We start from the raw sequence: 23,111 nt of genomic DNA, 5'->3' as shown, positions 1-23,111 counted from the left end.
TGAAATTTGTATAATTGATTATATTTTTGAATTTTTTTGACAAAAGGCAATGGATTTGTTGACGTTTTCAAACTTTTTTGACAAAATAAAATTATGCAATAGTAGGACAAGGAATCTACTAATAAAGGGGATGGAGAAATGTTTTCAAATATTGGCTTTCCAGGATTAATTTTAATTTTAGTAGCTGTACTCATATTGTTTGGGCCGAAAAAATTGCCGGAAATAGGAAAGGCTTTAGGGGAAACGTTAAAAGAATTCAAAAAATCAACGAAAGAATTGACTGATGATGCATTTCAAGAGAAGGAAAAGAAAGAAAAAATGTAATGAATTTTCTTCGAAATGGATAAATAAAGTGTGGTGAACGAGATGGAAGATCGGGAAATGAGCGTAGTAGAACATATTGTTGAGCTTCGCAAACGAGTAATATATACAGTGCTATCCTTTGTACTATTTTTAATTATCGGATTTACATTTACGAAGGATATTTATTTTTGGCTTGTAAAAGACTTACCAATGAAATTAACTGTTCTCGGTCCAAGTGATGTATTGTGGATTTTTTTCTCGATTGCTACAGTATTTGCTATCGTTTGTACAATTCCTTTTGCTGCTATACAAATTTGGTTATTTGTAAAACCGGGTTTACATCCAAATGAACAAAAAATGACAGTCATGTATATACCGGTATTGTCTATATTATTTATTGCAGGTTTATGTTTTGGATATTTCGTTGTAATGCCGTTTTTATTTCATTTTTTAACTACGATAGGTAATGAAATGTTTAATACAATGTTTACGACAGAAAAGTATTTTCATTTTGTTCTTAATTTAACAGTTCCATTTGCTGTAATTTTTGAATTGCCTGTAGTTGTCATGTTTTTAACGAGTATTGGACTATTGACGGCGGAATTTCTAATGAAAATAAGAAGGTACGCTTACGTAGCATTGATTATCATTGCATCATGTATATCACCGCCTGATTTTTTATCACATAGTTTAGTAGCGGTACCGCTTATTTGTATTTATGAAATTAGTATCGTTTTATCAAAGATTGTTAGTAAGCGAAAAAAGAAAAGAGATGAAGAAATACAGTCGAAAAGTGCCTCGTTATAAAGGCACTTTTTTTATTTAGTTGTTATACTATAGCTATAAACGTATACAATATAAAGAAGAAAAAAATTATAGAATCTCCAAAATTTAGACAAACTTTGCGCTTTACTAAGTTTATACTAAAATCAGTAAGCGATATACGGATAACGAGATTCCTGTCTTATCGGATATGTAGGACGGAGGATGGATTAGGTGGAGATGAATAGAGTATAAATCTTCTAACCAAAAGGACTACAGGGATTGACTAAGAGTACTTTTGTATTCATAGAAGTCTCCACTTTAAACAACGTGTTACAGCGTAAAGTTGAGGAAGTTCAAAAATCCAATGAAAAAGAGGATTGATATTGTGATTACGAAAAGTTTTTATTTCACTCATTCAACAGGGGATTGTATTAAAATATTCGAAATCCCTGTCCTACAGGCACAGCATCCATTATCGTTTCTAATTCAGTCTCGTCTTCAATTATTTATTGCAAAAATTCAAAAACAAAAGCACCCAAGATTTTCGTATTCTTTCCGTGAATATTTGCAAAATTGTTTGAAGTGGAATGATTATTTAAATGTATATAAAACAAATACCCTTGAAAAAAATGCATGATACGGAGTATGGACAGGGTTAGTAAACTCTGTCTTTTTCATTTTAGGTATAAAAATATAATTAATTTGGTGAAATTTGTTCGAAATTGTTGAAAGCACAGGGAATGCTAGTATAATAACAAGGAGAGCGTATTGGAAAGGGAAGAATATAATATGCAAAAAATTAAAATTGTAACAGATTCAACTGCAGATTTATCACAAGAGGTAATTGATAAGTATGGCATTCATGTGCTACCATTATCAATCTCTGTAAATGGACAAACATATTTAGATCGTGTTGATTTACAACCTGATGAATTTATTGAAGAAATGATCAAATCAGAGGAATTACCAAAAACATCACAACCGGCAATGGGTACATTTGTAGAAATGTATGACAAGTTAGGTGAAGATGGAAGTGAAGTACTTTCCATTCATATGACAAGTGGAATGAGTGGTACTGTGGCAACTGCCAATAGTGCTGCATCAATGACCGATACAAAAGTAACAGTTGTTGATTCTCAATTTATTACACATGCTTTAGCATATCAAGTAATAGAAGCTGCGAAAATGGCAAATGAAGGACGCTCACTAGAAGAAATTTTAAAACGTGTAGATGAAGTGAGAAAGAATACTCGTTTATATGTAGTAGTAGATACATTAGAAAACTTAGTGAAGGGTGGGCGTATCGGTAAAGGAAAAGCGTTTATCGGTTCGCTACTTAATATAAAACCAATTGCTAGCCTTGAAGATGGTGTTTATAACCCTGTAACGAAAGTGCGTAGCCAAGGTCAAATTGTAAAAACATTAGCTAAGTTATTTGAGGAAGATACAGCTGGAAAAGTTGTAAAAGCTGTAGCAATTCCACATGCAAAAGCAATTCCTTTAGCTGAAAATGTAAAAGCGGCTGTTGAAAAAGTAAGTGGATTTGCTCAATCAGAAATTTTCTTTACAACGCCTATTATTAGTACTCATACAGGCCCGGGTGCAATCGGATTTATGTATTTAGCAGAGTAATAAAAAAGCTACTTGAAATATATTTTCAAGTAGCTTTTTTATGTGAATAGAAAGTAAGAAATAAGAAGCGTTATACAGGCACTCCCGCTAATGATATAGCGAGTCTGTAAATATTCATTCATAGAAAACACCCACTGATTAAAGTTTCACTTTATGATTTTCTATAGTATATGTTAGATATAGAAAATAAGTAGTTACGTTATACGTGTAATGTTTCAATTTTTTCATTTACTTGCTTACCGTTTGTTGCACTATTATAAGTAAAAGTTTGGCCTAAAAAGAGTACATGCAGTTGTTCCCACGGTAACATACGTAAATTCCAATTATTTCGAAGCCTTGTTACTGCCTCGCGGGGTGTTTCATCAGCGAGGGCAAAAGCTCCGTAATGCATCGGTATAAAGTGTGTAGCGTTTAAATCTAAATAAGCTTGCACTGCCTCTTCAGGTGAAACATGAGATACTTTCATAAACCATTCTGGTTCATAAGCGCCAATTGGCATAAGGGCAATATCAATTGAAAAGCGTTTGCCAATTTCTTTGAAACCTTGGAAGTAACCACTGTCACCACAAAAATAAATGGTTTCTTTCGTTGTTTCATTATTAATAATCCATCCACCCCAGTGAGATGTATTCATATCAAATAATGATCTTCTCGTCCAGTGCTGAGCAGGTACGAAGTGAAAGGAAACATCATTAATGATTGTATTTTCCCACCAATTATATTCTTCTACATGAGTAAATTTTTTGCGAGTAAATAATTTTTTCAGTCCAATAGGTACAAGGTATAAAACATCATCATCTAGCTGGCGAAGCGTTGAAAAATCTAAATGATCATAATGACCGTGCGAAATGAGGACAATATCAATTTTAGGTAGTTCTTGTATTGAAAGACCAGGTTCAGTAAGTCTTGGAACTAATTTTAATTTAGTAGCCCATACTGGATCTGTTAATATATTTAGCCCATTCGTTTGAATAAGGAATGAGGAATGACCAATCCAAGTTACAGTCGTCTTTTCAAAGTTGTTTTGTAGGAATTTACTTTGTTTAACAGGTGATTGTTCTACTAAAAAAGAAAAATCCTTTTTATTTTGTTTTCGTTCTTTTCGCCAACGTATAAAGGAACGAATTGATTTTTTTGTGCTCACATTATCCATGTTTTCATAACGTTTTGTCATGAACATCACCTCATTTAAAATCGTTGTAATTGTATTGTACCGAAATGTTGTTAAGGAATACAGTGTATAACATGGATGAATGTTTAAGGAATTGTTAAAAAATAGGGGGATGCGTTTACAAAAGTAACAATAAAATTAGTTTTGCACCTTTTATTTAGAGAAATAATAGTAAAAAAATATATTTTGTCTAGTAATTCGCTTGAAATTAAGAAGTAACATACATAAATTCGTACGATTTCGTGAACAAATGTAGTAAACAATTTTCTCGTAGTGTTAACTTTTGTTATGATAAACATAACCTATTTAAATTTAGGATAGAGAAAAGAGGTTTATAAATGAAGCGTTATCAAAAAATAATTGGTCTTATGGTTGTATTTTGTCTCTTTGTACTTGCTGGATGTAGTGGATCAGGTTCAAAGCTTCGTAAACCATTAAATTGGGATTTAGAAACGTTCCAATTTACAAATCAAGATGGAAAGCCATTTGGTACAAAAGATTTAAAAGGGAAAGTTTGGGTTGCAGATTTTATGTTCACAAATTGCCAAACAGTTTGTCCGCCAATGACTGCTAATATGGCAAAACTGCAAAAGATGGCAAAAGAAGAGAAATTAGACGTTCAGTTTGTTTCGTTTAGTGTAGATCCAGACCTTGATAAGCCTGAGAATCTGAAGGCTTTCATTCAAAAGTTTACAGAGGATACTAGTAACTGGAATTTATTAACGGGTTATTCGTTAGAAGATATTACAAAGTTTTCAAAAGATAATTTCCAATCACTTGTAGATAAACCGGAAAATGGTCAAGTTATGCATGGTACATCATTTTATTTAATTGATCAAAACGGAAAAGTAATGAAAAAGTATAATGGTATTAGTAATACACCGTACGAAGACATTATACGTGATATGAAGCGATTAGCGGATTAAAAAGAAGGGTGCACAGCACCCTTCTTTTTTTACATTAGTCGATGGATAAAATGTCATGTTGTTGCGGAAGTTTTGGTGCCCGAATTTCTAACACGCCGTTTTGATACGAAGCTTTCGCTGCTTTTTTATTAATTGAGTACGGTAATTTAATCAATCTTGATGCTTCTGAAATGGAACGTTCTCGGCGATAATAGTTATGAGATGTTTCTTCATCTGCTTCTTCTAGTATCTCTTCTTTTACAGAGACCTTTAAGTATTCAGTTTGTATTTCAATTTGAATTTGTTCTTTTTGGATACCCGGCAGTTCAGCTGTAACTACAAGCTCTTCACCAACTTCATATAAATCTACAGGGAATGTTAATAAACGGTTTCCTTTTTGGAAAAAATGATTTAAATCAGCGATTACATTGCGAAGTGGTGTTTGCTCAAAGAAATCATCAATTTGTTTTAAATAATTGCGAACCGGTGGGCGAGAAGAGTCTTTTTTTTCTTCACTCATGGAATTCCCTCCTAGAAATCAATTTGCAATATCATATGACAAAAGCGGAGAAAGGTGATTGCCTAGTTTTCATGTTTTCATAAAAAATTGTTAAAAATGTGAAATGGAGTGATTTTTTTATAGTTTTTGGTCGCCATATTCAATTGATTATGCTAGTATAAATAGGGTTGATATAGTAGTATATAGACAGAATGAAAACTGAAAGAGGGTAAGAAGTATGTGTGGTTTTGTAGGATGTTTATGTGAAAACCCTAGAGAGTTTTCAGAAACAGAAAAACATCAATTTGAAAATATGAACACGATGATTTTCCACCGCGGTCCAGATGACGAAGGATATTTTCGTGATGAACATGTACAATTTGGCTTCCGCCGTTTAAGCATCATTGACTTAGAGGCAGGACATCAGCCGCTAACTTATGAAAATGATCGATATGTAATTATTTTTAATGGTGAAATTTACAACTATGTAGAATTACGTGAAATGTTACTTGAAAAAGGTGCAACGTTTGCAACACAATCTGATACAGAAGTTATCATTGCATTGTATGCACATATGAAAGAAAAATGTGTAGACTATCTTCGTGGTATGTTTGCATTTATGATTTGGGATCGTGAAGAGAAGAAACTTTTCGGTGCACGTGACCACTTCGGTATTAAACCTTTATACATCGCACAACAAGGTGATACTACATTCTTCGCATCTGAGAAGAAAAGTATTATGCATGTGATGGAAGATAAAGGCGTTAATCCAACGTCACTACAACATTACTTTACGTACCAATATGGTCCAGAGCCAGAAACATTAACAATTGATGTTAATAAAATCGAGCCTGGTCATTATTTCGTAAAAGAAGTCGGTAAAGAGATGGAAATCCATCGCTACTGGAAACCTTATTTCAATGCTTCAAGCGCAACGAAAGAGGAGCATATCCAAGCAATTCGTGATGTGTTATATGATTCAGTAAAAGTGCATATGCGCAGTGATGTACCAGTAGGTTCATTCTTATCTGGTGGTATCGATTCATCTATTATCGCTTCTATCGCAAGAGAAATGAATCCAAATCTTTTAACATTCTCTATTGGTTTTGAACAACGTGGTTTCAGTGAAGTTGATGTTGCCAAAGAAACTGCTGAGAAATTAGGCGTTAAAAACCATAACGTATTCATTTCAGCGAAAGAGTTTATGGATGAGTTCCCAAAAATCATTTGGCATATGGATGATCCTTTAGCAGATCCAGCAGCTGTACCATTGTACTTTGTGGCAAAAGAAGCACGTAAGCATGTAACAGTTGTTCTTTCAGGTGAAGGTGCAGACGAGCTATTTGGTGGTTATAACATTTATCGTGAGCCAAACTCACTAAAAATGTTCTCTTACATTCCTAGCCCAGGTAAGAGCGTTCTAAAAGCATTAAGTGGTGCTCTTAAAGAAGGATTTAAAGGAAAGAGCTTCTTAGAGCGTGGATGTACGCCAATTGAAGAGCGTTACTATGGAAACGCGAAAATCTTCCGTGAAGAAGAGAAAGCTGAATTAATGAAGTATTACGATGAAAGTGTTAACTATATGGATATCACGAAACCATTGTATAACGAAATTAAAGATTATGATGATGTAAGTAAAATGCAGTACATTGACATGTTCACATGGTTACGCGGTGACATTTTATTAAAAGCTGATAAAATGACAATGGCAAACTCATTAGAACTTCGTGTACCGTTCTTAGATAAAGAAGTATTTGATGTTGCATCTAAAATCCCAACTGAATTAAAGATTGCTAACGGAACTACGAAAGCTATTTTACGTGAAGCAGCACGCGGAATTGTTCCAGATCACGTATTAGATCGTAAAAAACTTGGATTCCCAGTACCAATTCGTCATTGGTTAAAAGACGAAATGCATGATTGGGCTATCAATATTATAAACGAGAGTAAAACAGAGCATTTAATCGACAAACAGTACGTATTAAACTTACTGGAAGCACATTGTGCAGATAAAGGCGATTATAGCCGTAAAATTTGGACTGTACTTGCGTTTATGGTATGGCATCAAATTTATGTTGAGCATAAATACGATACGAATAAGTTCCACGAAGAAACGAAACGTGCGTATAGCTTAGTTTAATTAGAAAAACCTTAAGATCGCATATGATCTTAAGGTTTTTTTCATAAATAGAACGAACTATTGATACAATAATAGTAAAAGGATGGACAACATATGATTATGTTTGAAAAAGTAAATGTAGAAAATGAAAACGTTGTGAAAGAAATGTTTCGCTCACATAGTTTAAGTGAGAATCAGGTACAGTATTGTGTGAAAGTTGATGATACATATATTGGTGTAATAGATTATCGTGTTCAAGAGGAGAGTGCGGTTTTATCTCAGTTAATTATTCACTTTGATTATCAAAGTTATGGTTATGGAACAAATACGTATTTTACATTTGAAACGATGATGAAAGAAAGAAATGTGAAAGAGATAAAAGTAATACAAACGGAATTAACCGAACAAGCTAAATCTTTCATAGAGAGCTTTGGTTTTAATGAAGAAGATGGAATATATGTGAAGAAAATATAATGATGCGTAGTTACGCGGGATAAATATAAGGCAGGTGGATATATGACGATGACTTCTGGTCTTGTATTAATTGGAGGGTGTTTTGTAGTAGCAGAGCTAATCCATATGTTCATTCGAAAAAGAATGAATATGAAGAAAAAGCCGTATGAATTACAATATGCCCCTGTTTTTTTTCTTTTGTTTAGTATGCTTATTACATTACAAAACATAACGAACTTTCCGCCGCTTTTAAATATTTTTGTAAAGTTCGGTTTGCTGTATAGTAGCGCTGGAATAGCTTTTTTATTTCTTTTATTTTGCATACGTTATATTCACTATCAATCGTATATATTTATTTTAAATTGGTTAAAGCAAAATGATAGAAACCGCCTTACATAAGGCGGTTTTTTTATTTACGTTATGTATTGACTGGAATTACAATTACTTTCTTATGTCCGTTTATTTTTCATATGTTACGGTTAAAAAATATGGATAAAAAATAAGTAATAGTTTGAATAAAAATGAGGTCTAAATTATATATATTGAAAAAGTTTTCTGATATATCTATTGACAATGTATGAGATATACATTACTCTTTAAAATGTAAATGATAATCAATTTCAACTAGGAGGACTTATGACACGTACTAAAAATATGCTTATACTTTGCGTTATGTTATTAACGATTATAATCGCAGGGTGCGGTAAAGAAGAGAAGAAAGAAAAAGATACATCAGCTAATGCTAAAGATTCATATACGATAAAACATGCAATGGGCGAAACGACAGTGAATGGTACGCCAAAAAGAGTTGTTGTTTTAACAAATGAGGGTGCTGAGGCACTTGTAACTGTTGGAGTAACGCCAGTTGGAACGACAAAACCACGAGCTGGTGATGAATGGTATCCTCATTTAGCAAAAGAGTTAAAAGATACGAAAGTAGTAGGAACTGAGCGTGACATTAATTTAGAGGCAGTAATGAAGCTTAAGCCGGATTTAATTATTGGAAATAAAATGCGTCACGAAAAAATATATGAGCAGTTAAAAGAAATCGCGCCAACAGTATATGCTGAAACATTGCGCGGTGATTGGAAAGAAAACTTTACGCTTTATACAAAAGCTGTAAATAAAGAAAAAGAAGGACAAAATGCTCTTAATGATTATAAAAAGCGTATTGCAGGAATAAAAGAACAATTAGGTGATAAAATTAACTCTAAAGTTTCCATTATTCGCTTCGTCCCAGGTGATGTTCGTATTTATCAAAAAAATTCATTCTCAGGCGTTGTATTAAATGATATTGGGTTTAAACGACCACCACTACAAGATAAAGATGAATTTGCGATAAAAGGAATTACAAAAGAACAAATTCCAAATATGGACGGGGACTATTTATTCTATTTCACATCTGATAAAGATGCGGATAAGAATAATGAAGGAAACACGTTAGCGAAAGAATGGACAGAAGATCCGCTCTTTAAACAGTTACAGGCTTCTAAAGATAATAAAGTATTCCAAGTAGATGAAGTAATTTGGAATACAGCAGGTGGTATTGTAGCTGCAAACCTTATGTTAGATGATATTGAAAAATATTTTCTGAAGTAAAGGAATGGCCCGGTACATCACTTTAAATGGGTGATGTACTTTTTTTATCTGTAAAAATACAGAAAATTCCTTCTTTTAAGTGTTGATAAGTTGTACAATTAAACCAATCATGGAATAAAGGAGTGGGAATAAATGAAAGCTACTCATAAAGATTGGATTTTGTTTAATGGAAGAATTGTAAATACAAAGGAAGAACAGCCGATGATTCCATTAGAGGAGAGAGGCTTTCAATTTGGTGATGGTATATATGAGGTATTCAGACTATATGATGGGAAGCCACATTTATTAGATCTACATTTGGAACGATTCTTTAAGTCTATGGAAGAAATAAAACTAATTCCACCGTTTACTAAGGAAAAATTAGTGGAAGAGTTACATGAAATGATTGAAAAAAATCAATTTCAAGAAGATGGGAATGTATATTTGCAAATATCAAGAGGTGCTCAAGCACGTAATCATGTATATGAGTCAAATATGCAACCAACATATTTTGCAAATATTGTTTCGTTTCCAAGGCCAATTGCTGCTATGGAAAGAGGAATAAAAGTTACTGTAGAAGAGGATATACGCTGGAAGTTTTGCCATATAAAATCTTTAAACCTGCTACCTAATATTATGATTAAAAATAAAATAAACGAACAAGGCTATCAAGAAGCGATATTAGTACGAGATGGAATTGTAACGGAAGGGTGTCATTCAAATTTCTTTATGGTGAAAAATAATAAATTGATTACACATCCGGCTGACAATTACATTCTACACGGCATTACCCGTCATTACGTTATTACATTAGCGAAAGAGTTACATATTGAAGTAGAAGAACGAGAATTTTCACTACAAGAAGTATATGAAGCTGATGAGTGCTTCTTCACAGCGACACCACTTGAAATATTCCCAGTCGTTCAAATAGGTGATGAGCAGTTTGGAACCGGAGAAAGAGGACCGATTACAAAGAAACTTCAAGTTGCATATGAAGAAAGTATTAGTTTGTTTAAAGTTACGAACTAATATTGAAGAAAAAAGCTGGTACTCCTCCAGCTTTTTTTCATGATATAATTCAAGCATAGGACAAGTTTTGAAAACGCTGTAAAAAGGGGATTTAATGTATGAATTATGAAGATTTTAAAGAAGTAATTCACGGTAGACGAAGTGTTAGAAAGTTTACAGAACAAGAAGTAGCCACTAGTGATATAAAAGAAATTATTGATTGTGCTCGTTATGCACCGAGTGATACGAACTCACAAACGTGGGAATTCTTGGTCATTATGAACCGAGAGAAAATTAAAGAAATTGAGCAAATGACATGGGATGCATTACATAAACTTGCGGCAAAAGCGACAGAAAACGGAGAAGAGAAAGCAGGGAAATTACTTACACGTTCTTTCGGACCATATGCAACAGCTTTCTCCGAGGCGCCAGTATTAATCGTATGTTTGGCAACGCCATATGAATCAAAGTTTCGTGAAAAGATATTTGATCCAATCGCTTTTGTACCAGATTCAGTTTGGGAAGAAGAAGGAATTAAGAGTAGCTGTTTAGCGGCACAAAACTTAATGTTGGCTGCACATGCGAAGGGGCTTGGTACTTGTCCAATGACAGGACCGGTATTGTTAGCTCAAGATGAACTACGACAATATTTACAAATTGAGCCTGAAAAACAAATAAATATGGTTATTTCACTTGGTTTTCCCAAAGATAAGCCGAAGAAACTTCCAAGAAAAGAAGTAGATGAGATTACAACATTTGTTTTTTAAAGCCGAAAATAAAAAGACATTGAATGAACAATGTCTTTTTATTTTGGAAAGGTATGTAATTAATTTGTTGGGCTAAAATGATAGATAAGAGGGAATTACTATTTATTTCATAAAAAAAATTAATGTTCTATTAAGGAAAGTATGATACATTAATCGTGAGCAAGATTCTATTTGTTCATGAAAGTGTTGAAAATAGTCTTAAAATTAAAAAGTTATTTTTGTATAATAAATTATAATGAAATGACAGGGGGGATGGATTTTGAAAAAATTCATAATCACTGGATTGTCTGTATTGTTATTAGCCGGTTGCGGTACTCCACAAGAAAAAGAGGATGCGCAATCAAAGCAGGAAGAACGAGTTGTAAACGCAAGTAATGAGAATATAGTTGTATTTCCTGAAGGTGCAGTGCCAGTGGGTGAAGGAAAAGTAAAAGTTATTACACCGGATGGTACTTCTGAAAATGGCAATATACCAACTGTATTCATCAAAAAGGATACTTTAATTCAACATGTTGAATTAGAGCTTTCTAATTTTCAAAATGATAAAGAAACATTTATATTTGTAGATCAATTGTATGCAGATAAACATCAAGTAACTAGTACAACACAGACAACAGTACAATTAAAAGAAAAGACGCTTGAGACGGGTAGTCATACGATTACTGCAGTTCAGTATGAAAACAATGATCCAAAAGGAAAGGTTATTAGTTTAAATCAAGCAACATTCGAAACAAAACCTGCGTCATAAGAAGAATAAAAAGTACATTACTCAAAAAGTAGTGTGCTTTTTTGTTTATACTAGAGGATGTAATAGTGAATAACTTGTTTCTACTATGACAGAGAAAGAGGCTGAAGATGTGAGTCGGTGTATTCGTATCGTCTTGATTATTTTAACGATGTCAGTCATTTGGTTTACGATCCAAGAGGTGACTCAAATTACGCTTGACTATCAAATTCACGACTTGCTAATAGGAGCTATTTGTTTTACCACTGTTTATCTATTATATGATAAACTCGGATTAAGGTAAGTTTTACATGAAAAATGTAGGTATTTCATTTGAAATGTCGAATAGTACATACGATGTCGTAATAACAAATTTTCTATTGTTTACTGTGAAACAGAAGAAGGGGAGATAGTAGTTATGAAACGAGCGCTTATTAATATTGATTATACATATGATTTTGTAGCTGAAAAAGGTGCTTTAACATGCGGGAAACCAGGGCAAGAAATCGAGAAGGAAATTGTCCATATAACGAAGCAATATATTGAAAATGGAGATTACGTAGTCTTTGCGATTGATAAACATGAAGAAAACGATGTATATCATCCAGAATCAAAGTTATTCCCGCCTCATAACATAGCTGGTACAAATGGAAGAGATTTGTTTGGTGAGTTACAAGAGGTATACGAAACATATAAAAATGCTGAGAATATATATTACATGGATAAAACACGATATAGTGCATTTGCTGGAACAGACTTAGAGATGAAATTAAGAGAAAGAGGAATAGAAGAAGTTCATCTTGTAGGTGTTTGTACTGATATTTGCGTTCTTCACACAGCAGTAGACGCTTATAATAAAGGATTTAAAATTGTTGTTTTTGAAAAGGCGGTTGCATCTTTTAATGGGCAAGGACATGAATTTGCACTTGGACATTTTAAGTCATGCTTACATGCAGAAGTCAAGTGAAAAAAGAGGCCTTTAAAAAGGTCTCTTTTACATTTAAATTGAGACGAGGTTTCGCTCAATTAGTTTTTTTATGAACGGACTAATATTTTCGGGTAACGCATTTAAATCAAAAAACTGTACATGTAATGATTCAAACCCATCAGCTTTTAATGTGCCGCCTGTAATTTCATTGCAAAGATATGCGATTGTGATAGGATAAAATTCATCTCCGTTCGGTAATTTCACAAAAAATTCTTTTCCGGAAAATACGCTTATTAATTGTAAGGTTCCTATTTCAATCCCTGTTTCTTCAAGCACTTCTCGTCTTCCGGCTTCTTCTGTTGATTCACCAAGTTCAACAAATCCACCAGGGACACCCCAAATACCACTTCGCCTTTGTTGTAGTAATATTTGTCCTTGTTCATTGAAAACAGCTACAGCAACGCCAGCTAAATTGAGTGGTCTTGATCCGATAACTTCTCTTAGCTCTTCGATATATCCCATTGTTAGTAACCTCCGAGAGTCAAAATGTTTTTAAATGAACTATTCGGCGTTGTGTTAATATTTCCCTTTTTGTATAGGGAATTGTTGCGATTTTAAAAAAACTTCATTTAATAAAATTTCAATTGTCAGCTCCCTTTAGGTGATGAAAAAGGGTATATTTATAGAAGAATGTGTAACAAGTTTTAAGGAAATCAAAAATTAAAACAATAAACGAGTTTTTTATGAAATTTTCATTAGTTAAGGAAGTGGATAGATGAGTGTATTAACGTATACTGAAGAATTTTTTAATTATGTAAGAGAGTTTTTACTTTTAAGATTTTTACTATTTGCTTTAGTTTTAATCATTATCTCTTTTGTAATCAACCGCATTATTGATTGGTTTTTTAGGAAATCAAGCTTTTTTGATGAAGAGGTAGAGCAAACAATTCAAAGTGTGATTCGATCTATTTTTAGATATATCATTATCATCAGTCTAATCATTTATTTAATTAGCCAATTTGTAGATATAAAAAGTATTATTGCAGGTGCAGGGATAGCGGGAGTTGTTATCGGTTTTGCTGCACAACAGATGTTAAAAGATGTTATATTAGGCTTTGCACGATTAGCGGACAAAGAGTTTCGTGTTGGCGATTTTGTTACTTTTAACGGAACAAACTCAGGAACAATTGAGGAAATTAGTATTCGTTTTATGCAAATTCGTGAATGGTCAGGAAAACTTCTTACGATACCACACGGAGAGATTAGAACGATACAAAATTTTAATAAAGGGTGGATGCGCGTAATTGAACGGATTACAGTAAGTTATCAGGAGGATCCTACAAGAGTTAAGGAATTGTTAGAAGAAGTTTGTGTTAATTGTAATGAAAAATTGGCCCCTAGTCTTTATAAAGTAGAAGATGAGGCTGTTGAACCGTTTAAATATGTGGGTGTTACAGATTTAAATCCGAATCTTAAATACGTTGGATATGAATTTTGTATTACAGGTTTAATAAAGCCAGAAGATTATTTTGAAACTTCTAGACAAGTAAGGTTTGAATTAATGTCTATGTTCCATAAGAATCAAGTGCAAATGCCGGCAGCAAATATGGTCGTTACTACTGAAAGCTTGCAGCATTCCCATAGTGGACAATCTTTATCGGACAGCTAAAGTAGAACAGTTTGTTAACAAAAATTTTGCTTCTAACATTGGAGAGAATAACAATAATAAAATGATTGGTATAAAGAAAGGACTGAAGAAATTCGGTTCTTTTTTGTTTGTAGAATTTAGAAATTTCTTAATGTTATAATGGTAGATGGTGATGAAAATGAATTTTGAAGAAAAAGAGATACATCGTTTAGAAGCATTAAAAGCAATTGCTGAATTATTAAATGAAGCAACAGACTTACAAGACATGTTAGAAAAAGTGTTACATACATTGTTACAAGTTATGAATTTACAAACAGGGTGGATATTCTTTATTGATGAAAGTGGAAAGTACCGTATGCTTGTAGACCAAAACTTACCGCCAGCTCTTACGTGGCAAGAGAAGAAGCCGATGTGTGAAGGAGACTGCTGGTGTGTAGAGCGTTTTGTGAATGGCAGATTGGAAAAAGCGACAAATATTATTGAATGTAAGCGAATAGAGGATGCGATTGAATGTAATTGGGGAGAGACCGAAGATGTTACGCATCATGCGACAATTCCGCTAAGGTCTGGATCAGAAAAGTTTGGTCTATTAAATGTGGCCTCGCCTCAAAAAACACATTTTTCAGAGGAAGAATTAGCATTATTAGAATCGATTGCATTTCAAATAGGAACGACAATACAACGTATTCAGTTAGTGGAAAAAGAACGTAAATACGTAGTTGTAGCAGAACGAAATCGATTAGCTCGTGATTTACATGATTCAGTAAAACAATTGTTATTTTCTATTATGCTAACAGCAAAAGGTACTCTAAATATGACGCAAGATAGAGACTTGCAAGAGATGTTGAGTTATATTGGAGAATTATCACAGGAAGCATTACAAGAAATGACACTTTTAATTTGGCAATTAAGACCGGAAGGATTAGAGAAAGGTTTAGCAGAGGCGATTAAAAATTATGGGAAGTTGTTAGGGATTCACGTGGAAGTTCGAATTGATGGAATGGTATCAATTGGAGATGAAATAGAAGAAGTTTTATGGCGTATTAGCCAAGAAGCAATACATAATTGTAAAAAACACGCTTCATGTGAAAAGGTAAATGTACTTTTAAAAATAGAAAATAGCCAGTTGTATTTTTACATAGAAGATAACGGAATAGGATTTATACAAGATCACGTAAGAGAGTCGGCGCTCGGTTTAAAAAGTATGAAGGAACGTATTCAGTTAATGAGGGGATCATTTCAAATAAAAACTGAGCTGAAAAAGGGTACAAAAATTGAAATTCAATTGCCAGTTTGAAGGGGAGAAGAAGGTTGAAGATTAAATTACTATTAGTTGAGGATCATCATATCGTTCGAAGAGGACTTGTATTCTTTTTGAAAACGAGAGAAGAATTTGAAATTGTTGGGGAAGCAGAAAATGGCGAAGAGGCATTAACATTCGTCCGAACGGAAAGACCAGATGTAGTATTAATGGATTTATCAATGCCGAAGATGGATGGTATTGAAGCAACAAAACGGATAAAACAATATGATGAAACAATAAAGATACTTATATTAAGTAGTTTTTCAGAGCAAGATTATGTTTTACCAGCACTGGAAGCTGGAGCAGATGGTTATCAATTAAAAGAAGTACAGCCTGAGCAACTTGTAGCTTCAATTATCGCAGTACATGAAGGGAATGCGAATTTTCATCCGAAAGTAACACCAGCACTATTAGGACGATCAGCAGTTAAGAAAGAAAAAGAAAATCCTTTTTCCATGTTAACGAAAAGAGAGCAAGAAGTACTTCGTGAAATTGCGAAAGGGCGAAGTAATAAAGAAATTGCAGCAGAGCTTCATATTACAGAACAAACTGTGAAAACACACGTTTCAAATGTTTTAGCTAAATTGGAAGTCGATGATCGTACGCAAGCTGCATTATATGCGGTGAAACATGAGGGGAATCGTAAGTATGAATAATGGAGTACCATGTTATGGAAGAATATATAGAGTTAGCCCGCTATTTGCGGGCTAACAATCAGTGAGAGATGTACAAAACTCGCACTGATTTACATTACAAATCATAGTGATGCCAAATAAAGGTTTTTCTTCTTTCAATAATTAGGTACAATAAAGTGAAACTTGAATCAGTGGGAGCCACCCCAACTGATTATTAGCCCGTACCAACTGGATTTTTACGGGATTAAGCTAAGATGGAAGGAGAAGATACGCTATGCCGGGTACAAGAAGTGGGATTGGAAAGATTCAGGCTTCGTTAAACGGTTTATCACCAAAATTGCGAAGTATTGCCGAACATATATTGAAACATCCACAAGATGTTGTACATAAATCTATTACAGAATTAGCTGAAGTTACGAATAGTTCTGAAGCTACGATATTCCGCTTATGTAAGCACCTTGGATTTCAAGGGTTTCAAGATTTAAAGATTACATTAGCTCGTGAAATAGTACATACTCCTATGCAAAATATTCATGAAGAAGTATCGGCGGAAGATAGTATGGTAACTGTTGCTAAAAAAGTTTTTCATTCGCATATTACAGGACTGCAAGATACATTGCATTTGCTAAACGATACAGCGCTAGAGAAAGCTGTAAAAGTATTGCAAGATACAAGCCGTATTGAGTTTTATGGAAATGGTGGTTCTGGTATTATTGCGATGGATGCATATCATAAATTTATGAGAACGGGTATTTCTTGTATTGCTCATACAGATTCACATTTTCAAATTATGGGTGCGGGTTTACTTACGAAAGAAGCAGTGGTTATTGCAATTTCTCATTCTGGTAGCAATAAAGGGTTACTCGAAGCGTTAGAAGTAGCGAAAGCAAGGGGAGCTTGCATTATTGCAATTACGAGTTATCAGAAATCAGCATTAAGTCAACTTGCTGATATTACATTATATACTTCAACACGTGAGACGGAATTCCGCACAGAAGCCAGTTCATCAAGATTAGCACAGTTAAGTTTATTAGATACTTTATACGTTGGGTTATCTTTACAACGCCAAGAAGAAACGTTGCAAAATTTACAAAGTATACGTGAAACAATTTCGATGAAACGAATATAAAAAGTCCTTCAGATGAAGGGCTTTTTATATTGGTCAATACTCTTTTATTAAAATTTGATGATTATAGTTTCCTGTTTTAAAAAATCTGTATTAATGGAGCCTTATATTCCCGCGTAGAGTTCTCATAAACTATACATCGATGCAAATTCATTTTTTTCTTCAAATAAACATTTGGTTAATAATTCAAATATTGTTCAATATTTAACAAAAGGCTTTTAAAATTCCATGTTATGATGAACGTGTAATGATGATTGAACATTTAAATTTGGTGCAATAATTGGCCAAAACAGTGCAGGTAGAAGTTGTGAGATGAACTCATTAAAATTCTAAAACACTAAAGGGGAGATCACATATGAAAGCAGTAGTGGTTAATAAAAATAGTAAAGCAAACATTGAAGTTATTGAAAAGGAATTACGTCCGTTACACTCAGGTGAAGCGCTAGTAGATGTAGAGTATTGTGGAGTTTGTCATACTGATTTACACGTTGCAAATCATGATTTCGGAAACACAGATGGCCGCATTCTTGGTCATGAGGGTGTAGGTATTGTTACGAAAATTGCTGATGATGTTACTTCACTAAAGATAGGTGACCGTGTAAGTATTGCATGGATGTTCCAATCTTGTGGACGTTGTGAATATTGCGTAACTGGTAGAGAAACATTTTGCCGTGAAGTTAAAAATGCTGGTTATTCAGTAGATGGTGGTATGGCTGAACAATGTATTGTTACAGCAGATTATGCGGTGAAAGTACCAGAAGGATTAGATCCTGCTCAAGCATCATCAATCACATGTGCGGGCGTAACTACATATAAAGCAATAAAAGTATCACATATTAAACCTGGTCAACCTATCGTCATCTATGGTTGTGGTGGATTGGGTAACCTAGCTATCCAATATGCAAAAAACGTATTTGGTGCAAAGGTAATTGCAGTAGATATTAATGACGACAAATTAGCCTTAGCAAAAGAGGTTGGTGCTGATATGACTATCAATCCAATTTCTCAAGGTCCTGCTGATAAGATTGTGCAAGAAGAGTTTGGTGGTGCTTATGCCGCTGTAGTAACAGCCGTTTCTAAAGTAGCATTCAATTCAGCAGTTGATGCAGTACGTGCTTGTGGTAAAGTTGTTGCAGTAGGTTTACCAGTAGAAACTATGGATTTAAACATTCCGCGCCTTGTATTAGATGGAATTGAAGTAGTTGGTTCATTAGTCGGTACTCGTAAGGACTTAGAGGAAGCATTTATGTTCGGTGCAGAAGGAAAAGTAGTGCCGGTTGTTCAAACTTGTTCTCTAGATAAAGTACAAAATGTATTCGAAGAAATGGAGCAAGGTAGAATTCAAGGACGTATGGTAATCGATTTTAAACAACATAATTGTGATTGTAAATAATTCACTTTAAATATAAAAAGTATGAGTCTAGCAAAGGACATGTAAAAAAGTTAGACGGCATAAAAAAGCTGATCCCTGCATTCAACAGGGATCAGTTTTTTTATCAATGCCGATTCATGAGAGATGATTAAAGGTTCACTTTGTTTGCAAACGAAAAAGAATCTTTACTATTAACAAATTTCTTATGATCTGGAACGGTTTGAATTGCAACAATTTGCGAATCTCTTGCTTTCAGTGCATCTTGAATCCCGATTGTCATAAGCTTAAGAAATAGAATTGTAATAAAGAATGAAACGAGAGTATAAAAAATAATCCACCATGAAAGATTCATTTCATAACGATTTAATCCAATAAGGCCAGCCCAATCATTAGATAGAGAAACAGGCTTGAGCACTCCATCATAGAGTTCTCGCATTTGAATCCCACCAATTACGATATCAAGCAACGCTAAATGGATAACGAGTATGAGTGCTTGGACGATATGTTCCATAAATAACACAAATAAGCGATCAAGTAATAAGACTCGTAAGTGTTTTTTGATAATATGAAAACGGCTAGCCCCTAGCAATTGGGAACTTAAAATGTAATCTTGTTTCATAAATTCATCAACCTCTGAGGATATATATAAAGAAAGTGTAGGCAGAGCGACGAAAATAAGTACGAGTACTTGATAAAACGCAAATGAAACATTTGGATCTAATCTATCAGCATTTGATACGATTACAATATTAACGGGTGTGATGAGTATAAATGCGATAAATAAAGTAGGAATATAGTAAAAAACTTCTGAACATGACTGGAAAAATCTCTTGAATTTTGGAACATATAAACTTAAAAGGATTCCTATACATGTTCCGAATAAAATTCGAAAGAAGCTAATTGCCACGGCTAATAAAATGGTGAATTTTGCTCCTTCTACAATTTGTAAGAAAACAGACTCTCCAAAACGATCAGATCCAAAAGGCGGTATTAACGATGGTGGAAAGGGGGCCTTTCCAAGTAATTCGTTATTGTCATTGTAAAGTAACTGAGGAGCTTTTGGGATGTTATCTTTAAAGAACCAACTATAAATAAAACTAGCTGAAACAAGTATGAATAAATAAGTAAAGCCGATTAAAAATCGTTTTGATTTCCAAATAGATTTCATAAAGCTGCCCCTTTCAATTGCTTTTGCCATCTATTCATCATAAGAGAGATTATTTGAAAAATAGTATAAAACGGTAAAATAATCATGACAAGTATGATAAATGCAGCAGGAGGTGAAATAAACGCCTTTTTAAATAAAAATTGAATAATGCCTTGCATATTAAAAACGAATTCTAAAATGAATAAGTTAGACAGTAAGAAAACAAAAATCGTTTTTAAATGGTGGAAGAAGTGGATAGATATATTTTTGAATAAGTGAATACAAAGTATATAACTTGATGAAAGGCCTTTGCCATATGCAACCTCTACGTAATGTTTTCCATGTTCTTCCTGTATGTATAACACCATCATTCGAAACATTTGTAATGTAGGTAAGGCAGCTAAAGATAAAATAGGGAGTAAATAAGCGCGATTTTCATTAAAAGAAATAATGGTGAAAGGAGCTTCCCCGAATTTCTGAAGTACCCATATGAAAAATATTTGCAAACAAATCATCATCATCATATCAGGGACAGCTTCTAATATGAATACAATGCGGTTTATCCATTTTTTTATATAATCTTTTGCTAAAAAATAAAAAAATGCCATGCTAGATGAAAGAAAGAGCGCAAGCAAAAAGGCTAAAAATAATATAGTAAATGAATATAGATAAGGTTCTAAAACAGTTGGAAATAATGGTGTTGTTTTTAAATGACCATACTTTGGATCTGATCCTATAACCAACAATGATTCAGGGGAGAAAACCTGTTTTAACATAGTAACGATCTGGTCAAAAAAATAAATTGGTTGAAAGGTAAATCCTTGTTGAGTGATAAATAAGTAAGGTAAATTTAATAATAGTAACAGTGATAAAAGAATGGATGAAAGTTTAATTGTGAATTGAGATATTTTATGTAACATTAAATCCCTCCGACATCTTTTTACAACATTATACAATAAAGTCTATAATATTGTTTTATTTTTCTGAAAAATATAAATACTATTAGATTTTATATTATGGAACATATATTTACAAGTTAATAAAGTGATAGTAGGATACGCGCTCTATGTATATTAAGATAAAAAGGAAGAGTGAACCGAAAACAATTTAAAGAGCAAAAGGTACAGCATTCCTATTTGGAATGTAGTTGTTTTTTTAGCTTGATGTTAAATGCTCCATAAAAATGAATATCGCTTTCCAACTTCTTTTTCATTCAAATGAGTAGAACGTATGGAATGAATATGTATGTGTTCCTAATGAAAGAAAAAGAGTGTGTTACGTAACGAATAAAACGCAAATCTACCGCATTGAAAATTAAAATTTAGTATGTAAGTGGAGTGGAATGAGGGGGAGATATTTTTTGTTATGAAAAAAATTTTCTTTTTAAAACTTGATTAAAGAAAAAATATTTTATATACTAATTCATGTAAACGGTTTACTAAATCGTATTTTGCTAGAAACGAAGGGAAGAGTCGCATGGAAACAAGGGGGAGAGTAATCGGGATTGATATCGGTACCACAAGTACAAAAACGGTTGTGTTCACAGAAAAAGGAAAAGTCGTTGCATCACATGCAGTTGATTATCCAATTATTCAACCGAAAGTCGGATGGGCTGAGCAAGATCCTGATGTAATATGTGCTGCTGTATACAAAACTGTAAGCGTTGCCATCAGAAAAGGTAACGTGTTACCAGAAGATATTTCTTCAATCGGTATTAGTACAGCAATGCACGCATTAATTGCAGTAGATGAAACTGGTGCGCCATTAACGCGTTCTATCATTTGGGCAGATAATCGAAGTACGAAACAATCGGAAAAATTATTACAACATATGAATGGGCATGACATTTATAGACGAACGGGTACACCGATTCATCCGATGTCGCCGCTTTCTAAATTATTGTGGATGAAAGAGGAAGAGCCAGAATTATATACGAGCGCTTATAAATTTATTTCCATTAAAGAGTATGTTATTTATCAATTGTTTTCACGTTACGTAGTGGATTATTCAATAGCATCAGCTACTGGGTTATTTAATTTAGAAACATTAAACTGGGATGAAGATGTTTTAACGATGTTACATATGTCGCCAGAACAATTATCAAAACCTGTGCCAACAACATATATTTTATCTGGTATGAAACCGGAATTAGCACAGAAGATGGGTATTCGTGAAGATACTCCAGTTGTTATTGGTGCAAGTGATGGTGTTCTTGCGAATGTAGGCGTTGGGGCAATATCGCCTGGCTCAGCTGCAATTACAATTGGTACAAGTGGTGCAGTTCGAACAATTTCATCAAGTGTTAATACAGATGAAAAAGGAAGAACGTTTTGTTATGCATTAACTGACGAGCACTGGGTGATCGGCGGACCAACGAATAACGGCGGAATTTTACTGAGATGGTTACGTGATGAATTTGGTAGCCTGGAGCAAGAAGTAGCAAGGAAGCTTGGAATTGATCCGTATGATTTATTAATTAAATATGCGGAAAGTGTACCGGCTGGAGCGGGTGGATTGCTATTTTTACCGTTTCTATCTGGAGAGCGTGCACCTTACTGGAATGCAAATGCTCGTGGTACATTCTTTGGAATAAACCTTCAGCATAAACGAGAACATTTTATACGAGCAGTCATGGAAGGTGTTTGTATGAGCGTATATTCTGTTGCACTCGCAATCAGGGATTGTACAGGGCCACTTACGGAAATACGCGTTTCAGGAGGTTTTGCGAAATCTGCATTTTGGAGACAAATGTTATCCGATATGATGGGAAAAGACTTGCTTGTTCCTGAAAGTCATGAAGCATCTGCGCTTGGGGCAGCGGCAGTTGCTTTATATGCTGTAGGGAAAATTGATTCTCTTGAAGAGGTAAAGGATTGGATTGATATTGTTCATCATCATGTACCGAATAAAGAAAATACGGCTATATACTTAGAAATGTTTTATATGTATGAACGACTTTACAATCGCTTGAAAGAAGAATTTGATTGTATAGCTGCTTTCCAACGTAAACAATAGGGGGATTGGGAGA

Annotated in this window: 25 protein-coding genes and 1 pseudogene; 21 read left to right on the top strand and 5 right to left on the bottom strand. The window is 33.8% G+C overall.

From position 1 onward, the window contains the following. Window positions 1-138 precede the first annotated feature (138 nt). The 4 genes from F8162_RS23735 to F8162_RS23720 all read left to right on the top strand — a co-directional run bounded on the left by F8162_RS23735 (window position 139) and on the right by F8162_RS23720 (window position 2,700). On the top strand, window positions 139-324 hold the full coding sequence (locus F8162_RS23735; protein ID WP_000492443.1) for a twin-arginine translocase TatA/TatE family subunit: 186 nt from the start codon (window positions 139-141) through the stop codon (window positions 322-324). A 42-nt stretch (window positions 325-366) separates the two neighbouring features. Further along, on the top strand, window positions 367-1,110 hold the full coding sequence (gene tatC / locus F8162_RS23730; RefSeq protein ID WP_151630572.1) for a twin-arginine translocase subunit TatC: 744 nt from the start codon (window positions 367-369) through the stop codon (window positions 1,108-1,110). 343 nt (window positions 1,111-1,453) lie between these two features. Continuing rightward, window positions 1,454-1,705, top strand: a complete 252-nt coding sequence (locus F8162_RS23725) for a DUF2535 family protein (protein WP_000629012.1) — start codon at window positions 1,454-1,456, stop codon at window positions 1,703-1,705. Between the two features lie 152 nt (window positions 1,706-1,857). Beyond that, on the top strand, window positions 1,858-2,700 hold the full coding sequence (locus F8162_RS23720) for a DegV family protein (protein WP_151630571.1): 843 nt from the start codon (window positions 1,858-1,860) through the stop codon (window positions 2,698-2,700). Window positions 2,701-2,899: 199 nt separating this feature from the next. Here F8162_RS23720 and F8162_RS23715 read toward each other — a convergent pair whose 3' ends face one another. Continuing rightward, window positions 2,900-3,874 carry an MBL fold metallo-hydrolase gene (locus tag F8162_RS23715; RefSeq protein ID WP_151630570.1) on the bottom strand — a complete coding sequence of 325 codons (975 nt, stop codon included), beginning with the start codon at window positions 3,872-3,874 and terminating at the stop codon, window positions 2,900-2,902. 335 nt (window positions 3,875-4,209) lie between these two features. On the opposite strand from F8162_RS23715, the gene F8162_RS23710 reads away from it, so the two are divergent. Continuing rightward, window positions 4,210-4,797 carry an SCO family protein gene (locus F8162_RS23710; RefSeq protein WP_151630569.1) on the top strand — a complete coding sequence of 196 codons (588 nt, stop codon included), beginning with the start codon at window positions 4,210-4,212 and terminating at the stop codon, window positions 4,795-4,797. 34 nt (window positions 4,798-4,831) lie between these two features. Here the strand turns inward: F8162_RS23710 and F8162_RS23705 are convergent, their stop codons facing one another. After that, complete coding sequence (locus F8162_RS23705) at window positions 4,832-5,296, bottom strand: Hsp20/alpha crystallin family protein (protein ID WP_001288089.1); 465 nt, start codon at window positions 5,294-5,296, stop codon at window positions 4,832-4,834. Between the two features lie 217 nt (window positions 5,297-5,513). Here F8162_RS23705 and asnB point away from each other — a divergent pair, with 217 nt between their 5' ends. The 10 genes and pseudogenes from asnB (at window position 5,514) to F8162_RS23660 (ending at window position 12,891) form a co-directional block, all read left to right on the top strand. Then, window positions 5,514-7,415 carry an asparagine synthase (glutamine-hydrolyzing) gene (gene asnB, locus F8162_RS23700; RefSeq protein ID WP_151630568.1) on the top strand — a complete coding sequence of 634 codons (1,902 nt, stop codon included), beginning with the start codon at window positions 5,514-5,516 and terminating at the stop codon, window positions 7,413-7,415. Between the two features lie 93 nt (window positions 7,416-7,508). Further along, window positions 7,509-7,868 (top strand): GNAT family N-acetyltransferase, encoded by a 360-nt coding sequence (locus F8162_RS23695; RefSeq protein WP_151630567.1) that lies wholly within the window; start codon window positions 7,509-7,511, stop codon window positions 7,866-7,868. A 48-nt stretch (window positions 7,869-7,916) separates the two neighbouring features. Next, window positions 7,917-8,246 (top strand): hypothetical protein, encoded by a 330-nt coding sequence (locus F8162_RS23690; protein ID WP_151631737.1) that lies wholly within the window; start codon window positions 7,917-7,919, stop codon window positions 8,244-8,246. An 8-nt stretch (window positions 8,247-8,254) separates the two neighbouring features. After that, window positions 8,255-8,350, top strand: a pseudogene (locus F8162_RS29505) (phosphatidic acid phosphatase); the annotation flags it as partial. Window positions 8,351-8,483: 133 nt separating this feature from the next. Then, a complete protein-coding gene (locus F8162_RS23685) occupies window positions 8,484-9,446 on the top strand; it encodes an ABC transporter substrate-binding protein (protein ID WP_151630566.1) in 963 nt (320 codons plus the stop codon). 132 nt (window positions 9,447-9,578) lie between these two features. Further along, entirely contained in the window at window positions 9,579-10,454 is an 876-nt protein-coding gene (gene dat / locus F8162_RS23680; RefSeq protein WP_151630565.1) for a D-amino-acid transaminase, read from the top strand. Window positions 10,455-10,552: 98 nt separating this feature from the next. Continuing rightward, on the top strand, window positions 10,553-11,200 hold the full coding sequence (locus F8162_RS23675) for a nitroreductase family protein (RefSeq protein ID WP_151630564.1): 648 nt from the start codon (window positions 10,553-10,555) through the stop codon (window positions 11,198-11,200). A gap of 259 nt (window positions 11,201-11,459) precedes the next feature. Then, window positions 11,460-11,948, top strand: coding sequence for a hypothetical protein (locus F8162_RS23670; protein ID WP_151630563.1), 489 nt, complete (start codon window positions 11,460-11,462; stop codon window positions 11,946-11,948). An 85-nt stretch (window positions 11,949-12,033) separates the two neighbouring features. Then, window positions 12,034-12,228, top strand: a complete 195-nt coding sequence (locus F8162_RS23665; protein ID WP_151630562.1) for a hypothetical protein — start codon at window positions 12,034-12,036, stop codon at window positions 12,226-12,228. A 114-nt stretch (window positions 12,229-12,342) separates the two neighbouring features. Then, entirely contained in the window at window positions 12,343-12,891 is a 549-nt protein-coding gene (locus F8162_RS23660; RefSeq protein WP_151630561.1) for a cysteine hydrolase family protein, read from the top strand. A gap of 33 nt (window positions 12,892-12,924) precedes the next feature. Here F8162_RS23660 and F8162_RS23655 read toward each other — a convergent pair whose 3' ends face one another. Further along, entirely contained in the window at window positions 12,925-13,374 is a 450-nt protein-coding gene (locus F8162_RS23655; protein ID WP_151630560.1) for an NUDIX hydrolase, read from the bottom strand. A 253-nt stretch (window positions 13,375-13,627) separates the two neighbouring features. Between F8162_RS23655 and F8162_RS23650 the strand changes: the two genes are divergently transcribed. The 5 genes from F8162_RS23650 to adhP all read left to right on the top strand — a co-directional run bounded on the left by F8162_RS23650 (window position 13,628) and on the right by adhP (window position 18,957). Then, a complete protein-coding gene (locus tag F8162_RS23650; protein WP_151630559.1) occupies window positions 13,628-14,521 on the top strand; it encodes a mechanosensitive ion channel family protein in 894 nt (297 codons plus the stop codon). Between the two features lie 178 nt (window positions 14,522-14,699). Next, complete coding sequence (locus tag F8162_RS23645; RefSeq protein ID WP_225990189.1) at window positions 14,700-15,797, top strand: sensor histidine kinase; 1,098 nt, start codon at window positions 14,700-14,702, stop codon at window positions 15,795-15,797. Between the two features lie 14 nt (window positions 15,798-15,811). Continuing rightward, window positions 15,812-16,459, top strand: a complete 648-nt coding sequence (locus F8162_RS23640; protein ID WP_151630557.1) for a response regulator — start codon at window positions 15,812-15,814, stop codon at window positions 16,457-16,459. A gap of 253 nt (window positions 16,460-16,712) precedes the next feature. After that, on the top strand, window positions 16,713-17,567 hold the full coding sequence (locus tag F8162_RS23635) for a MurR/RpiR family transcriptional regulator (RefSeq protein WP_151630556.1): 855 nt from the start codon (window positions 16,713-16,715) through the stop codon (window positions 17,565-17,567). Between the two features lie 352 nt (window positions 17,568-17,919). Further along, the gene (adhP, locus tag F8162_RS23630; RefSeq protein ID WP_151630555.1) at window positions 17,920-18,957 is read left to right on the top strand and encodes an alcohol dehydrogenase AdhP; all 1,038 of its coding nucleotides are present in this window, start codon (window positions 17,920-17,922) and stop codon (window positions 18,955-18,957) included. 127 nt (window positions 18,958-19,084) lie between these two features. On the opposite strand, the gene F8162_RS23625 is transcribed toward adhP, so the two are convergent. Both F8162_RS23625 and F8162_RS23620 read right to left on the bottom strand, forming a co-directional pair. Next, a complete protein-coding gene (locus tag F8162_RS23625) occupies window positions 19,085-20,104 on the bottom strand; it encodes an ABC transporter permease (RefSeq protein WP_151630554.1) in 1,020 nt (339 codons plus the stop codon). Then, entirely contained in the window at window positions 20,101-21,003 is a 903-nt protein-coding gene (locus tag F8162_RS23620) for an ABC transporter permease subunit (protein ID WP_151630553.1), read from the bottom strand. The genes F8162_RS23625 and F8162_RS23620 overlap by 4 nt, the downstream gene beginning before the upstream one ends. Window positions 21,004-21,559: 556 nt before the next feature. Between F8162_RS23620 and gntK the strand changes: the two genes are divergently transcribed. After that, window positions 21,560-23,098, top strand: a complete 1,539-nt coding sequence (gene gntK, locus F8162_RS23615) for a gluconokinase (protein ID WP_151630552.1) — start codon at window positions 21,560-21,562, stop codon at window positions 23,096-23,098. Window positions 23,099-23,111: the final 13 nt, after the last annotated feature.

Source organism: Bacillus sp. CH140a_4T, assembly GCF_008923725.1.
Taxonomy (GTDB): domain Bacteria; phylum Bacillota; class Bacilli; order Bacillales; family Bacillaceae_G; genus Bacillus_A.
This window is presented reverse-complemented; position numbering and strand designations above follow the sequence as displayed.